Annotated in this window: 13 protein-coding genes; 10 read left to right on the top strand and 3 right to left on the bottom strand. The window is 66.1% G+C overall.

Annotated elements, in window-relative coordinates; genetic code table 11:
* Window positions 1-61 precede the first annotated feature (61 nt).
* Entirely contained in the window at window positions 62-982 is a 921-nt protein-coding gene (gene accD, locus IEX25_RS01650; RefSeq protein WP_103171783.1) for an acetyl-CoA carboxylase, carboxyltransferase subunit beta, read from the top strand.
* A 59-nt stretch (window positions 983-1,041) separates the two neighbouring features.
* Window positions 1,042-2,313 carry a bifunctional folylpolyglutamate synthase/dihydrofolate synthase gene (locus IEX25_RS01645; protein WP_188713762.1) on the top strand — a complete coding sequence of 424 codons (1,272 nt, stop codon included), beginning with the start codon at window positions 1,042-1,044 and terminating at the stop codon, window positions 2,311-2,313.
* Window positions 2,314-2,318: 5 nt separating this feature from the next.
* Here IEX25_RS01645 and zapE read toward each other — a convergent pair whose 3' ends face one another.
* Window positions 2,319-3,419: a cell division protein ZapE gene (gene zapE, locus IEX25_RS01640; RefSeq protein WP_188713761.1), complete on the bottom strand. Its 1,101-nt coding sequence runs from the start codon at window positions 3,417-3,419 to the stop codon at window positions 2,319-2,321.
* 102 nt (window positions 3,420-3,521) lie between these two features.
* On the opposite strand from zapE, the gene IEX25_RS01635 reads away from it, so the two are divergent.
* Together IEX25_RS01635 and IEX25_RS01630 are read left to right on the top strand one after the other, a co-directional pair.
* The gene (locus IEX25_RS01635; protein WP_188713760.1) at window positions 3,522-4,169 is read left to right on the top strand and encodes a 5'-methylthioadenosine/S-adenosylhomocysteine nucleosidase; all 648 of its coding nucleotides are present in this window, start codon (window positions 3,522-3,524) and stop codon (window positions 4,167-4,169) included.
* A gap of 51 nt (window positions 4,170-4,220) precedes the next feature.
* On the top strand, window positions 4,221-6,017 hold the full coding sequence (locus tag IEX25_RS01630) for an ABC transporter transmembrane domain-containing protein (protein ID WP_188713759.1): 1,797 nt from the start codon (window positions 4,221-4,223) through the stop codon (window positions 6,015-6,017).
* On the opposite strand, the gene IEX25_RS01625 is transcribed toward IEX25_RS01630, so the two are convergent.
* Complete coding sequence (locus IEX25_RS01625; protein ID WP_188713758.1) at window positions 6,018-6,452, bottom strand: CAP domain-containing protein; 435 nt, start codon at window positions 6,450-6,452, stop codon at window positions 6,018-6,020.
* Window positions 6,453-6,722: 270 nt separating this feature from the next.
* Between IEX25_RS01625 and lysM the strand changes: the two genes are divergently transcribed.
* The 6 genes from lysM (at window position 6,723) to IEX25_RS01595 (ending at window position 11,770) form a co-directional block, all read left to right on the top strand.
* Window positions 6,723-7,226 carry a peptidoglycan-binding protein LysM gene (lysM, locus tag IEX25_RS01620; RefSeq protein ID WP_103171789.1) on the top strand — a complete coding sequence of 168 codons (504 nt, stop codon included), beginning with the start codon at window positions 6,723-6,725 and terminating at the stop codon, window positions 7,224-7,226.
* Window positions 7,227-7,344: 118 nt separating this feature from the next.
* Window positions 7,345-9,228, top strand: coding sequence for an acyl-CoA synthetase (locus IEX25_RS01615; protein WP_188713757.1), 1,884 nt, complete (start codon window positions 7,345-7,347; stop codon window positions 9,226-9,228).
* 89 nt (window positions 9,229-9,317) lie between these two features.
* On the top strand, window positions 9,318-10,427 hold the full coding sequence (locus IEX25_RS01610; protein ID WP_188713756.1) for a glycosyltransferase 61 family protein: 1,110 nt from the start codon (window positions 9,318-9,320) through the stop codon (window positions 10,425-10,427).
* Window positions 10,424-11,272, top strand: a complete 849-nt coding sequence (locus tag IEX25_RS01605; RefSeq protein ID WP_188713755.1) for a glycosyltransferase — start codon at window positions 10,424-10,426, stop codon at window positions 11,270-11,272. Before IEX25_RS01610 ends, IEX25_RS01605 begins: the two co-directional genes overlap by 4 nt.
* Before the next feature lie 4 nt (window positions 11,273-11,276).
* The gene (locus IEX25_RS01600) at window positions 11,277-11,555 is read left to right on the top strand and encodes an HNH endonuclease family protein (protein ID WP_188713754.1); all 279 of its coding nucleotides are present in this window, start codon (window positions 11,277-11,279) and stop codon (window positions 11,553-11,555) included.
* A gap of 71 nt (window positions 11,556-11,626) precedes the next feature.
* On the top strand, window positions 11,627-11,770 hold the full coding sequence (locus tag IEX25_RS01595) for a hypothetical protein (protein WP_158247952.1): 144 nt from the start codon (window positions 11,627-11,629) through the stop codon (window positions 11,768-11,770).
* Between the two features lie 167 nt (window positions 11,771-11,937).
* On the opposite strand, the gene ettA is transcribed toward IEX25_RS01595, so the two are convergent.
* A complete protein-coding gene (gene ettA / locus IEX25_RS01590; protein WP_103171794.1) occupies window positions 11,938-13,593 on the bottom strand; it encodes an energy-dependent translational throttle protein EttA in 1,656 nt (551 codons plus the stop codon).
* Between the last annotated feature and the right edge of the window lie 3 nt (window positions 13,594-13,596).

Genomic DNA, 13,596 nt, shown 5'->3' with positions numbered 1-13,596 from the left:
TTGCAATTCCCCCCGTCGCGGCCTATCTCGGGGGCTTGAAAACAGCAGGGGCCGCCCGCGAATGAACTGGATCACCAACTACGTCCGTCCGCGCATCAATTCGCTGTTCTCGCGCCGAGAGGTGCCCGAGAACCTGTGGACCAAATGCCCCGAATGCGGGACGATGCTGTTCCATCGCGAACTGTCGGACAACCTGAACGTCTGCACCAGCTGCGACCACCACCTGGCGATCAGCCCGCGCGACCGCTTCACCGCGCTGTTCGACGGCGGCGCCTTCCTGGAAGTGAAGGTTCCCGAACCCATCGCCGACCCGCTGCAGTTCCGCGACCAGAAGAAATACCCCGACCGCATGAAGGCCGCGCAGAAATCCACCGGCGAGAAAGAGGCCATGCTGGTCGCCGAGGGGGAGATCGGCCGCACCCCCATCATCGCCGCAGCCCAGGACTTCAGCTTCATGGGCGGGTCGATGGGCATGTATGTGGGCAACGCCATCATCGCCGCCGCGGAACGGGCCGTTAAGACCAAGCGTCCCCTGGTGCTGTTTTCCGCAGCAGGCGGCGCCCGGATGCAGGAAGGCATCCTGTCCCTGATGCAGATGCCCCGCACCACCGTCGCGGTGGAAATGCTGCGCGAGGCGGGCCTGCCCTATATCGTCGTGCTGACCCACCCGACCACGGGCGGCGTCACCGCCAGCTATGCGATGCTGGGCGACATCCAGATCGCCGAACCCAACGCCCTGATCTGCTTTGCCGGTCCCCGCGTGATCGAACAAACCATCCGCGAAAAACTGCCCGAGGGTTTCCAGCGCGCCGAGTACCTTCTGGAACACGGGATGCTGGACCGGGTGACGCACCGCAAGCAGCTGCGCGACGAACTGGTCTCGATCCTGCGCATGGTGGGGGGCTTGTCCGCGCCGACCCGCGCCGACCTGCCTTCGCCTGCGGTCGAACCCGCCCAGCCGGAACCCGCGCCCGCCGACTGACCATCTTCTGTGTCCAAATATCCCGGGGGTCCGGGGGCTGGCCCCCGGCTTGATCTGCCATGAGCCATTCCGACGCCATCCTGGACCGCCTGATGTCCCTGCATCCCAAGGTCATCGACCTGTCGCTGGATCGGATGCACCGGCTGCTGGCGGCGCTCGGCAACCCAGAACGCCGCATCCCGCCGGTGATCCACATCGCGGGCACCAACGGCAAAGGCAGCACCCAGGCGATGATCCGGGCCGGGCTGCAGGCTGGGGGCGCCCGCGTCCATGCCTATACCTCGCCGCATCTAGCGCGTTTCCATGAACGCATCCGCCTGGCGGGCGATCTGATCGCGGAAGCAGACCTGGCTGCCGCGCTGGAGGAATGCGAGGCCGCCAACAACGGCCACCCCATCACCTTCTTCGAGATCACCACGGCAGCGGCCTTCCTGGCCTTTTCCCGCAGCCCCGCGGACTATACCCTGCTCGAGGTCGGCCTTGGCGGCAGGCTGGACGCGACCAACGTGATCGACACCCCCCGCCTGACGGTCATCACCCCCGTCAGCATCGACCACACGCAATATCTGGGCGACACGCTGCCGCTGATCGCGGGTGAAAAGGCGGGCATCATCAAGCGCGGCGTTCCCGTCGTCGTGGGCCCGCAGGACGACGAGGCCCTGCGCGTGATCGAGGCCAGGGCCTCCGGCCTGACCGCGCCGGTCTTCGCCCATGGCCAGCACTGGATGATCGCGCCGGACCGGGGCGGCATGGTCTATCAGGACGACCACGGGCTGTGGGATCTGCCGTTGCCGAACCTGATCGGCCCGCACCAGATCCAGAACGCCGGCACCGCCCTTGCCGCGCTGCGCCAGCTGGGCGCCACCGATGCCCAGGCCCGCGTGGCGGTCACGCAGGCCGAATGGCCCGCCCGGATGCAGCGGCTGCGCCACGGCCCGCTGGTCGATCTGGCCGGTCCGCAGGCCGAACTGTGGCTCGACGGCGGCCACAATCCGGCCGGGGGCGAGGCGCTTGCCGCCACGCTTGCCGCCCTGCCCACGCGCCCGACGCATCTTGTCTGCGGGATGCTGAACACCAAGGACATCGCGGGCTATCTGCGCCCCTTGGCAGCGCAGGCCTGTTCCCTGACCGCCATCGACATCCCCGGAGAGCCGAACACCTTGCCCGCTGCCACCACTGCGGGCGTCGCGGCAAGCGTCGGCATGATCGCGGGTATGGCCGAAGATGCGGCGGCCGCCGTTTCGGCCATCGCCGCGCAGGATCCACACGCGCGGATCCTGATCTGCGGATCGCTCTATCTCGCGGGCCGGGTGCTGCGCGAAAACGGCTGAAGGCCCTAGGCCCCCTGCCCCCAGCCCGCGTCCTGCATTTCCCGCAGGCGACTGGCGGTGCGCTCGAACTCGAAGCTGCCCTCGCCTTCGTTGTAAAGCTGTTCCGGCTGGTCCGCCGCACTGGCGACCAGCCGCACCTTGGCTTCATAGATCGCGTCGATCAGGGTGACGAAACGCTTGGCCTCGTTGTAATTGGACGCGGACAGGCGCGGGATCCCGTCGATCATCAGCACCTGCACCTCGCGCGACAGCGCCAGGTAATCCGCCGGTCCCAACGGCTTGCCGCACAGATCCCAGAAGCTGGACCGGCCCACGCCGTCAGCAAAGGCCTCCAGCGTGAAGCTGCGCCCGCCGACCTCGATCCGCCGGGCCTCGCCCTTGCCGCCGCCCGTCAGGTCGTCCCAGATCGCGTCCATCGCGGCCCTGGCCGACGCATCGGCCGGGCAGAACCACACCTGCCCGCCCGTCGCCCGGCCCTGCCGGTGGTCCACGGGGCTGTCCAGGCACACGACCTCAAGCCGCTGGCGGATCAGGTCGATGAAGGGCAGGAAAAGCTGCCGGTTCAGCCCGTGCTTGTACAGATCCTCGGGCACGCGGTTGGATGTCGTGACGATCACCACTCCCTGTTCCAGCAGGACCTGGAACAGCCGTCCGACGATCATCGCGTCGGCGATGTCGGTGATCTGCATCTCGTCGAAGCACAAAAGCCGGACCTTAGCCGCGACCTCAAGCGCGACGGGACGCACGGTGTCCTGGTCGCCCCGCTGGCGGGCGCGGTTCAGGCCCGCCTGGATCTCCTGCATGAATTCGTGGAAATGCACGCGCCGGGCGGGCACCGTCGCGGCCTCGGCCAGCAGGTCCATCAGCATCGACTTGCCGCGCCCGACACCGCCCCAAAGGTAAAGCCCCCTGGCCGCAGGGACCGGGGGCGGGGGGCTGCCGACGCCCAGGAAGACGCGCCAGGCCGACCGCTTTTCGGGCGCGGGCGTGGCCGCGATGTCGTCCAGGACGCGGTCCAGATGCGGCAGAACGGAAAGCTGCGCCGGATCCGGCTCGATCCGGCCTTCTGCCACGCGCTGCCGATAAAGTTCGCTGACCTTTCCCATGGGCCGCACCTGACACGGATGCCGAAGGCCCCGCAAGGGCCAATGCTTGACCCGCGACCCCGCCCCGTGCCACCCCTGCCAAGGCAAGCGCCACGAGGTTTCATGCCCAAGTCCCCCACCCTGATCGCGGATATCCCTGTCCTGTTCGTCATGGCGGCCGAGGCCGAATACGGCCCCGCCCTGCGCGCCCGGATCGACCCCCTGATCACCGGCATCGGCCCGGTCGAGGCTGCCGTGCAACTGACGGCCGCCCTGGCCGGGATGGCGGACCTGCCCCGGCTGATCGTGTCGCTGGGATCGGCCGGATCGGCACGGCTGGAACAGGCCGAGGTTTACCAGGCCACGGTGGTGGCCTATCGCGACATGGACGCATCGCCCCTGGGCTTCGAAAAGGGGCGCACGCCGCTGCTGGATCTGCCGGTCCGGGTCGCCCTGCCCCACCGGGTCGAGGGGATTCCGGCCGCGACCCTGTCCACCGGCGCCAACATCGTCAGCGGCGCGGCCTATGACGACATCGCCGAGGACATGGTGGACATGGAAACCTTTTCCCATCTGCGCGCGGCCCAGCATTTCGGGGTGCCGCTGATCGGATTGCGCGGCATCTCGGACGGTGCGGCCGAACTGCAGACCCTGTCGGACTGGACGCAATACCTGCACATCATCGACGAAAAGCTGGCGGGGGCGGTGGACCGGATCGCGGACCAGCTTGCGAACGGAAGTCTGATCCCCGGCGCCCCGCGCTTGTCCTGAGGGCTGCCAGCCCCTAAACCCCTGGGGGCACAGCTACCGGACAAGGCAGACATGGCACGCGGCACGACAATCATTCACGACCGGCCCACCAGCAAGCGCGTGGGTGCGCTGCGTGCCTTGGGACCGTTCCTGCGGCCCTATCGCCTGCAGGTGGTGCTGGCGCTGATCGCGCTTGCCGCGACCTCGGCCATCAGCCTGGTCCTGCCGCTGGCCGCGCGCCGGGTGGTGGACAATTTCGACGACGGGGCGGGACTGCTGGACGAATATTTCGGCGCAGCCCTGCTGATCGTGGCGGCGTTGGCGCTTGGCACGGCGGCGCGGTATTACTTTGTCACCCGGCTGGGCGAACGGGTCGTGGCCGATATCCGCAAGGCGGTCTTCGCCCGTGTCGTCACCCTGTCGCCGGGCTTCTTCGAACGGGTGATGACCGGGGAAATCCTGTCGCGCATCACCACCGACACCACACTGATCCAGTCGGTGATCGGGTCGTCCCTGTCGATCGCCCTGCGCAACATGATCATCCTGGCGGGCGGGCTTGGGATGCTGGCCTTCACCTCGTTGAAGCTGATGGGGTTGGTGCTGCTGATCATCCCGGTGATCCTGGTGCCGATCATCGTGCTGGGCCGCAGGCTGCGCGGGCTGTCGCGCGCCAACCAGGACTGGATCGCGGCATCCTCGGGCGCGGCGTCGGAAACCCTGCTGGCGGCGCAGACGGTGCAGGCCTATACGCATGAAGGGCGCAGCATCGCCCGCTTCGACGACGTGACCGAACGGTCCTTCGGCGTGGCCTTGACGCGGATCCGCACGCGGGCGGTGATGACGGCCATCGTGATCTTCCTGATCTTCGCGGGCGTGATCGGCGTTCTGTGGATCGGCGCGCGCGACGTCCAGACCGGCGTCATGACCGCCGGGCAACTGGTGCAGTTCGTGATCTATGCGATCCTTGTCGCCAGTTCGACCGGGGCGCTGTCGGAAATCTGGGGCGAATTGCAGCGCGCGGCGGGTGCGACCGAACGCCTGGGCGAACTGCTTGCGGCCGAGGATGCGTTGACCGATCCCGCCCGTCCCCTTCCCCTGCCACGCCCCGTGCGCGGCCATATCGCGCTGGAAGGCGTCAGCTTCCGCTATCCCACGCGGCCCGATGTCTCGGCCTTGGAGGGGGTTGGCCTGACCATCCGGCCGGGCGAGACGGTGGCCCTGGTCGGCCCATCGGGTGCGGGCAAGACCACGGTGATCCAGCTGATCCAGCGGTTCTGGGATCCGGCTGCGGGGCGGGTGACGCTGGACGGCATCGACCTTCGCGACATGGCGCGGGCGGATTTCCGGCAGGCCATGGCCCTGGTGCCGCAGGATCCGGTGATCTTCGCCACGACCGCGCTGGAAAACATCCGCCTCGGCCGCCCCGACGCCCCCGCGTCCGAGGTCGAGACCGCCGCCCGTGCGGCCCATGCCCATGACTTCATCACCGCCCTGCCGCAGGGTTACGACACCCCGCTGGGCGAACGCGGGGTCATGCTGTCTGGCGGCCAGCGACAGCGGATCGCCATCGCCCGCGCCATCCTGCGCGACGCGCCGGTCCTGCTGCTGGACGAGGCCACAAGCGCGCTGGATGCGGAATCGGAATCGCTGGTGCAGGCCGCCGTGAACCGCCTGTCCGAAGGCCGCACCACGGTTGTCGTGGCGCACCGGCTGGCCACGGTGAAGAAGGCCGACCGCATCGTTGTCTTCGATGGGGGCCGCATCGTCGCCCAGGGCACCCATGACGCCCTGGTGGCCGAAGGCGGGCTTTACGCCCGGCTGGCGCGGATGCAGTTCACGGACATGCCGGTCCTGCCCGAACCGGCCTGATCACTTCGGCGCGGCATAGACCGCCGCCCAGAACCGCGTCTTGCCATCCGGCCCGATCGCCTGGCCGATGCCGTAATCGCGCATCTGCGGGATCAGGATATTGGCCCGGTGCCCGCTGGACGCGTTCCATTCCGCCAGAACCCGTTCCTGAGAGAACGGCCCCGCCGCGATGTTTTCCGCCGTGATGCGGGGCGCATAGCCCGCCGCTTTGACGCGCGGCCCTGGACCGGCCGTCCTGCTGCCGATATGGGTCATGCGGCCACGCTGCGCCATGTCGCAGGCGTGCTGGGCCGCGACCCGGGCCAAGACGGGATTGGGCCTTACCGGGGGCAATCCGGCCGCGCTGCGCAGCGCGTTGGTGGCCGCCGCGCCATGGTCGTTCTGGCCGGGACTGGTCGCCAGGCAAGTCGCCTGGCCCGCGGACATCAGTTGCATGGCATGGGGATCATCGCCACTGTTCTTGGGATTTGACGGGGTCTGTGCGCAACCAGCCAGGACGGCGCAGACCAGGACGGCAGACATTTGCAAGGGATTAGGCATGGTTTCACCTTTTTAAGCGGGGTGCATCCTACGGGTGAAATTGTGAATGAATTAACAATGCACAGTTGTTGTATGCACGAAACCAGGCGGAATGGCCACATGGAACGCTTGGATCAATCCCGCGTTTTTTGTCAAACCATTCAGAAACATCCGAAAGGACGCATCATGGCCATCTGGGATTTCGTCAAGGACGCCGGGAAATCGGTCTTTGGCAAAGCCGAAGCCGCCGAGGCAAAGCCCGCCCCGGCCCCTGCGGCAGGCAAGGCCCCGCAGGATCCCGAAACGACCCGCAAGGTCGCGGCGCTCAAGGCGGAACTCAGGGCGCTGAACCTGGACAAGGACGACGTTCACCTGACCCTGCGCGGCGGCGACACCGTCAAGATCGAAAGCAAGGGCGCCGACCGCGAGACCCTTGAAAAGCTGATCCTGGCCGTGGGCAACATCGAAGGCATCGCCAAGGTCGAGGCCGACCTGCCCGAGGCCGGAGTGGAAGCAGGCAAGGCCCCCGTCTTCCACACCGTCAAGAAGGGCGAGACCCTTTCGGCCATCGCCAAGGCCTATCTGGGCAGCGCCAGCAAATACAACGCCATCTTCGAGGCGAACCGGCCGATGCTGACGGACCCCGACAAGATCTATCCGGGCCAGACCCTGCGCATCCCGCAGGAATGACGACCTGACGCCGCGTTTCGCCGCGCCCCGCGGACAAGCCTATTGCCCCCTTTCCCGCCGATAGCCCATTGTATTGAAAAGCGGGATCAGGAGGGTGATCCCGGTGGGAGGGGGAAATATGACGCGCTTTTGCAGCTATGACGACCGCAACGCCCTGGAAGCGGAAATGCCTTACGACGCGCGGGGCCTGCCGGTCACGATCCATGGCTTTCTGGCCCGCACCGCCGAACGCTTTCCCGACCGGCCCGCGATCAGCTTCCAGCTTCTGTCCGATCCGAAAAGCCACGCCACGACCCTGACCTGGCAGGACTTGCTGGAACGCGTCACCGAGACCGCCAACCTGTTCCGCAAGCTGGGCGTCGGCCCGACCGACACCGTGGCCTATCTTCTGCCCAACAGCATCGAGACGCCGGTGGTCCTGCTGGCTGGCGCGACCGCCGGCATCGTCAACCCGATCAACCCGCTGCTGGACGCCCAGCAGATCGCGGGCATCCTGCGCGAAACCCGCGCCAAGGTGCTGGTGACGCTGCGCGCATTCCCCAAGACCGACGTGGCCCAGAAGGCGGCCGAGGCGGTGGCCCTGGCCCCGAACGTCACCCATGTGATCGAGGTGGACCTGAACCGCCATCTGCGCGGGCTGAAACGCTGGATCGTGCCGCTGATCCGCCCGCGCGTGAAGCGCCGCCACAAGGCCAAGGTGCTGAACTTCGAGGCCGCCACCAGTGCCGAAAAGCACACGCGCCTGGATTTCGACGACGTGCAGCAGGACCGCGTCGCGGCCTATTTCCACACCGGCGGCACCACCGGCACGCCCAAGGTCGCGCAGCACAAGTATTCGGGCATGATCTACAACGGCTGGCTGGGCGGATCGCTGCTGTTCGACGAAAACGACGTGCTGATGTGCCCGCTGCCGATGTTCCACGTCTTCGCGGCCTATCCGGTGCTGATGTCCTGCATCGCCTCGGGGGCGCATGTGGTGATGCCCACCCCGGCCGGATACCGGGGCGACGGTGTCTTCGACAACTTCTGGAAGCTGATCGAACGCTGGCAGGCGACCTTCCTGATCACCGTGCCGACCGCGATCTCTGCGCTGATGCAGCGGCCGGTCAATGCCGACGTGTCATCGCTGAAAACCGCGATCTCGGGGTCGGCCCCCCTGCCGATCGAGCTTTACAACCGCTTCAAGTCCGCCACCGGGGTCGAGATCGCCGAAGGTTACGGCCTGACCGAGGCGACCTGCCTTGTCAGCTGCAATCCCGTGGACGGCATGAAGAAGGTCGGCTCGGTCGGCATTCCCCTGCCCTATACCCATGTCCGCATCCTCAACCACGACGACGCGGGCAAGGTGCATGAATGTCCCACCGACGTCGTGGGCGAGATCTGCGTGGCCAATCCCGGCGTCTTTCCGGGGTCCACCTATACAGAGGCCGACAAGAACCACAAACTGTTCGCCGAGGACATCTATCTGCGCACCGGCGACCTGGGGCGGCTGGATCACGACGGCTATCTGTGGATCACCGGGCGGGCCAAGGATCTGATCATCCGGGGCGGCCACAACATCGACCCCGCCGAGATCGAGGAGGCGATGCTGTCCCATCCCGCCGTGGCCTTTGCCGGCGCCATCGGGCAGCCCGACAGCTTCGCGGGCGAACTGCCCTGCGTTTATGTCGAACTGGTGGCCGGGGCCACCGCCACCGAGGCGGAACTGCTGGATCACGCCAAGACCCACATCCACGAACGCGCCGCCATCCCCAAGCATGTCGAGATCCTGCCCGAACTGCCCAAGACCGCCGTGGGCAAGATCTTCAAGCCCGATCTGCGCCGCCTTGCGATCAAGCGCATCTATGACGCCGCCCTGGAGGGCACCGGCGCCCATGTGTCCGAGGTCATTGAGGACAAGAAGCGCGGCCTGGTGGCGCGGCTGGCACGCGGCGGGGCCATGGACGAGGATGCGGTCAAGGCGAAGCTGGGGGAATTCACCCGGCCTTGGGAGTGGGTCTAGCCGCCGGTCAGGTTCCGGCTTTAATCACGGCTTCCGATTGTCTAAGACCATTGCGTACGGAACGGATCGGCCGGGGGCAAGAACAAGCGATGAGCGAACCACTTCCCGATACCGGTTGGTCGCGTGAGTTCGTGACCCTGAAGAATGCCTGGGTCTTTCCACCCGATCAGGCGGTCGGGCGTCCGTGTTGCGGTGTCGTGACCGCCGAGGGCGAGGACGTGCTTCACGCCTCGACCTGGCGCGGCGGCATCCGCATGACGCGTGCCTTGGAAAAGCCCGCAAGACCCGCGGCCGCGCTTTCGGGGCGCCATCTGTGGGGCGGTCTGTATTACGGGCATTTCGGACATTTCATGACCGAAACCATGTCTCGCTGCTGGGCCTATGACCAGCCTGGCATTGACAGCGTCCTGTTCATCCCCAAGCACGACAAGCTGCTGGCCTTCCAGGCCTATCAGACACAGTTATGGGGGCTTCTGGGCGTGACTGCGCCGGAACGCCTGGTCCGCGAACCGGTCGTGGTCGAGGAACTTGTGGTTCCGGGGCAAGGCTTCGGGCTGGGACGGATCGCCAGGGGAACCCCGGAATTCCGCGACACCATGAAGACGATGGCGCAGGCGTTGCCGCAGGACCCGCCGCGCAAGATCTATATCTCGCGCACGAAGTTCAACGGCCGCGGCGGCGTTCTGTGCGAAAGGACCATCGAACGCAACATGATCGAGAACGGCTATACGGTCATGCATCCCGAAAAGATGGATCTTCGGGACCAGTTGCGCTTCTACAAGTCGGCGACCCATATCGTCGGCGTGGACAGTTCCGCCTTTCATATCGCGGGAATGGTGGCCGATCCCTCGAAAACGATCGCCTTCATCCTGCGCCGTGACAACAAGGCCCATGAAGCCATCGCCGCCCAGATCAGCGGCATGATCGGGCGCGATCCGGTCATCATCGACGCCCTGGCGGCAAACTGGGTGGAAAACGGCGCGGCCTCCTCGAACCATCTGAGCTGGGGAGAGCTTGATCATACAGCCCTTGCAACGGGATTGCACCGGCACGGGCTGATCGACGATCCCAAGCAATGGCAGGGTCCGACGGAACAGGACATGGCCGAAAGCCTGTCGGGGATCGCGGCGAAGCATCAGGGCGATCTTGTCCGCATCGGGGTGGGGCCGCATCACATGAATCCGAAGGACAGGCCATGAACGATCGCGACATCAGGATCCTGGGCGTCTGCCGCTTTTCCATGCTGGGCCGGGGGGACTGGAAGGCTTATCGGAACCAGCCTGACGAGGCGCTCGAGGCGATCTATCTGGAACAGTCGAAAGACCTGTTTTCGCCCGAACGCCTGGAATCCCGGCTGGCGACGTTCGAACATCTGACCCTGCGGTCACTTGCCAACCAAAGCGATGCGGATTTCCGTCTGCTGGTCGTGTCCTCGGACCGGATGCCGGAACGATATCGCGCCCGGCTCGAGGCTATCTGCCGCGGGGTCGAGCAGGTGGTGCTGCGCTTCCTGCCGCCCATCCATGTGTCCGAGGCGATCCATCAGGCCGCCCCCGACATCGGACTGGATCTGGCCGATACGGTGCAGTTCCGGCTGGACGACGACGACTGCGTGTCCCGGGACTACATCCGCCGGTTGCGTCGCCACGCCGCCTGCATGTGGCGCAATGCCCATTTCGCGGTCAGCTTTCCGTCGATCTTCTATTGCATCACCGACGGGCCGACCGAGGGCATCTATAACTGGTACAGCCCCTTCTTCAGCGCGGGCGCGGCGATCCGGCATTCGTCGCGCACGATCTTCGATTACGGACATTACGCCATCCCGACCCGGCTGGTGGCCGTCACCGACCCGCATTTCCCAAATATCGTGACCCATCGCGGCGACAATGACACCCCCCGCCACGCGCCCGAGATCCTGCGCAAGCGCGGCATGTCCAAGGCGAGCCGGTCCGACGTGGAACGCGCCCTGGAACGGCATTTCGACTACCTGACGGCCGAGGGCCTGGCGCTGTGCAGTTTCGACCGGATGCTGGCCGCAGCGTGACCCCATGGCGGATGATCCCGTCTGCCCGCTGTGCCTGCGCCCGATCCCGCCGGGCGTGCCGCAAAGCCGCCATCACCTGGTCCCCAAGCTGCGCGGCGGCAAGGGCGGCGAAACGGTGCTGCTGCACCATGTCTGCCACAAGACCATCCACAAGACGCTGAGCGAGACGGAACTCGCCCGCAACTATGCCACGGTCGAGGCGCTGCGCGCCCATCCCGACTTGCGGCGCTTCTTCGACTGGGTGGGCAAGCGTCCGCCGGGATGGACGGGCAAGGTCCGGTAACGCGGCTGTGTGTTTGCGGCAGGCGCGATTCGGGTCACGCTGCGTTACCCAATGACAGGAAAGGAACGTCCATGAAGAAACTTGCCCTGACGACCCTGACCGCCTGCCTGCTGGCAGCCCCGGCCCTCGCCGCGCCGACCCTGGCGCCCGAAGCCGCCGCGCCCGGCACCACGATCCTGGCAAACTGCCCCGGCAAGCCGCCGGTCAACGCCTGAAGGCTGCGCAACGCCGGAAGGCGTTGCGTGTTCTGGCGAAGATTGGTCTAAACCGCACCGGTGGATGGGGGGTTAACCGCCGGTCATAGGTAGGATGCGTGATTTCACGCACCATCACTGCACGGGAACGGTGCGTGCGAAGCACGCACCCTACGTTTGCTTACATCTTACCGCGCAAACTTCTTGTACTTCACCCGCTTCGGCTCGATGCTGTCCGGCCCAAGCCTGCGTACCTTGTCGGCTTCATAAGCCTCGAAGTTCCCCTCGAACCACTCGACATGCGCATCCCCTTCAAAAGCCAGGATATGCGTGCAAAGACGGTCCAGGAAGAAGCGGTCGTGGCTGATGATGACGGCGCAGCCAGCGAAATCCTCCAGCGCGGCTTCCAGGGCCTGCAGGGTTTCCACGTCCAGGTCGTTGGTCGGTTCGTCCAGCAGCAACACGTTGCCGCCGGATTTCAGCAGCTTCGCCATGTGGACGCGGTTGCGTTCGCCGCCTGAGAGCTGGCCCACCTTCTTCTGCTGGTCTCCGCCCTTGAAGTTGAAGGCGCTGCAATAGGCGCGGCTGTTCATCGACGCGTCGCCCAGGACGATCTGCTCGGCCCCGCCGGAGATCTCCTCCCACACGGTTTTCTGGGCGTCCAGGGCATCGCGGGACTGGTCCACATAGGACAGTTGCACCGTGTCGCCATAGGCGATCTCCCCGGCATCGGGTTTTTCCTGGCCGGTCAGCATGCGGAACAGCGTGGACTTGCCCGCGCCGTTCGGGCCGATCACGCCCACGATGCCGCCGGGCGGCAGGGCGAAGTCCAGATCCTCGATCAGAAGCTTGTCGCCCATGGCCTTCTTCAGGCCCGACACCTCGATCACGCGGTTGCCCAGGCGTTCACCGTTCGGGATGATGATCTGGGCGCGCGACAGCTTCTCGCGCTCGGACTGGCTGGCCAGTTCGTTATAGGCGTTGATCCGGGCCTTCTGCTTGGCCTGGCGCGCCTTGGCGCCGGCGCGGATCCATTCAAGCTCGCGTTCCAGGGTCTTCTGCTTGGACTTGTCCTCGCGCGATTCCTGTTCCAGCCGCTTGGCCTTCTGTTCCAGCCAGGCGGAATAGTTGCCCTCGTAGGGGATGCCGCGGCCGCGATCCAGTTCCAGGATCCAGCTGGTGATGTCGTCCAGGAAATAGCGGTCATGGGTCACGATCAGGATCGTGCCCTTGTATTCGATCAGGTGCTTTTGCAGCCAGGCGATGGTTTCCGCGTCCAGGTGGTTGGTCGGTTCGTCCAGAAGCAGCATGTCGGGCGCTTCCAGCAGCAGCTTGCACAGCGCCACCCGGCGGCGTTCACCGCCCGACAGGCTGGTCACGTCGGCATCGTCCGGCGGGCAGCGCAGCGCCTCCATCGCGACGTCCACCTGGCTGTCCAGATCCCACAGGTTCTCGGCGTCGATCTCGTCCTGAAGGCGCGCCATCTCCTCGGCGGTCTCGTCCGAGTAGTTCATGGCCAGTTCGTTATAGCGGTCCAGCTTGGCCTGCTTGGCCTTCACGCCTTCCATCACGTTGCCGCGCACGTTCAGCGCCGGATCCAGTTCCGGTTCCTGCGGCAGGTAGCCCACGGTCGCGCCCTTGGCGGCCCAGGCCTCGCCGGTGAAATCCTTGTCCCAGCCGGCCATGACGCGCAGCAGGGTCGATTTACCCGCGCCGTTGACGCCGACGACGCCGATCTTGACGCCCGGCAGGAAGTTGAGGCGGATGTTTTCGAAGACCTTCTTGCCGCCGGGATAGGTCTTGGACACGCCGTCCATGTGGTAGACGAACTGATAGGACGCCATCGG

This window comes from Paracoccus acridae (genome assembly GCF_014642735.1).
Taxonomy (GTDB): domain Bacteria; phylum Pseudomonadota; class Alphaproteobacteria; order Rhodobacterales; family Rhodobacteraceae; genus Paracoccus; species Paracoccus acridae.
The sequence above is the reverse complement of the archived record's forward strand: the minus strand, read 5'-3'. Positions and strand labels throughout refer to the sequence as shown.

Bases quoted from the DNA above. Each gene is read 5' to 3' on its own strand.
- IEX25_RS01625 (WP_188713758.1), bottom strand. From the start codon at position 6,452: ATGCAACTGATGTCCGCGGGCCAGGCGACTTGCCTGGCGACCAGTCCC.
- IEX25_RS01595 (WP_158247952.1), top strand. From the start codon at position 11,627: ATGAAGAAACTTGCCCTGACGACCCTGACCGCCTGCCTGCTGGCAGCC.
- IEX25_RS01630 (WP_188713759.1), top strand. From the start codon at position 4,221: ATGGCACGCGGCACGACAATCATTCACGACCGGCCCACCAGCAAGCGC.
- ettA (WP_103171794.1), bottom strand. From the start codon at position 13,593: ATGGCGTCCTATCAGTTCGTCTACCACATGGACGGCGTGTCCAAGACC.
- IEX25_RS01635 (WP_188713760.1), top strand. From the start codon at position 3,522: ATGCCCAAGTCCCCCACCCTGATCGCGGATATCCCTGTCCTGTTCGTC.
- IEX25_RS01615 (WP_188713757.1), top strand. From the start codon at position 7,345: ATGACGCGCTTTTGCAGCTATGACGACCGCAACGCCCTGGAAGCGGAA.
- accD (WP_103171783.1), top strand. From the start codon at position 62: ATGAACTGGATCACCAACTACGTCCGTCCGCGCATCAATTCGCTGTTC.
- zapE (WP_188713761.1), bottom strand. From the start codon at position 3,419: ATGGGAAAGGTCAGCGAACTTTATCGGCAGCGCGTGGCAGAAGGCCGG.
- IEX25_RS01645 (WP_188713762.1), top strand. From the start codon at position 1,042: ATGAGCCATTCCGACGCCATCCTGGACCGCCTGATGTCCCTGCATCCC.
- lysM (WP_103171789.1), top strand. From the start codon at position 6,723: ATGGCCATCTGGGATTTCGTCAAGGACGCCGGGAAATCGGTCTTTGGC.
- IEX25_RS01600 (WP_188713754.1), top strand. From the start codon at position 11,277: ATGGCGGATGATCCCGTCTGCCCGCTGTGCCTGCGCCCGATCCCGCCG.
- IEX25_RS01610 (WP_188713756.1), top strand. From the start codon at position 9,318: ATGAGCGAACCACTTCCCGATACCGGTTGGTCGCGTGAGTTCGTGACC.
- IEX25_RS01605 (WP_188713755.1), top strand. From the start codon at position 10,424: ATGAACGATCGCGACATCAGGATCCTGGGCGTCTGCCGCTTTTCCATG.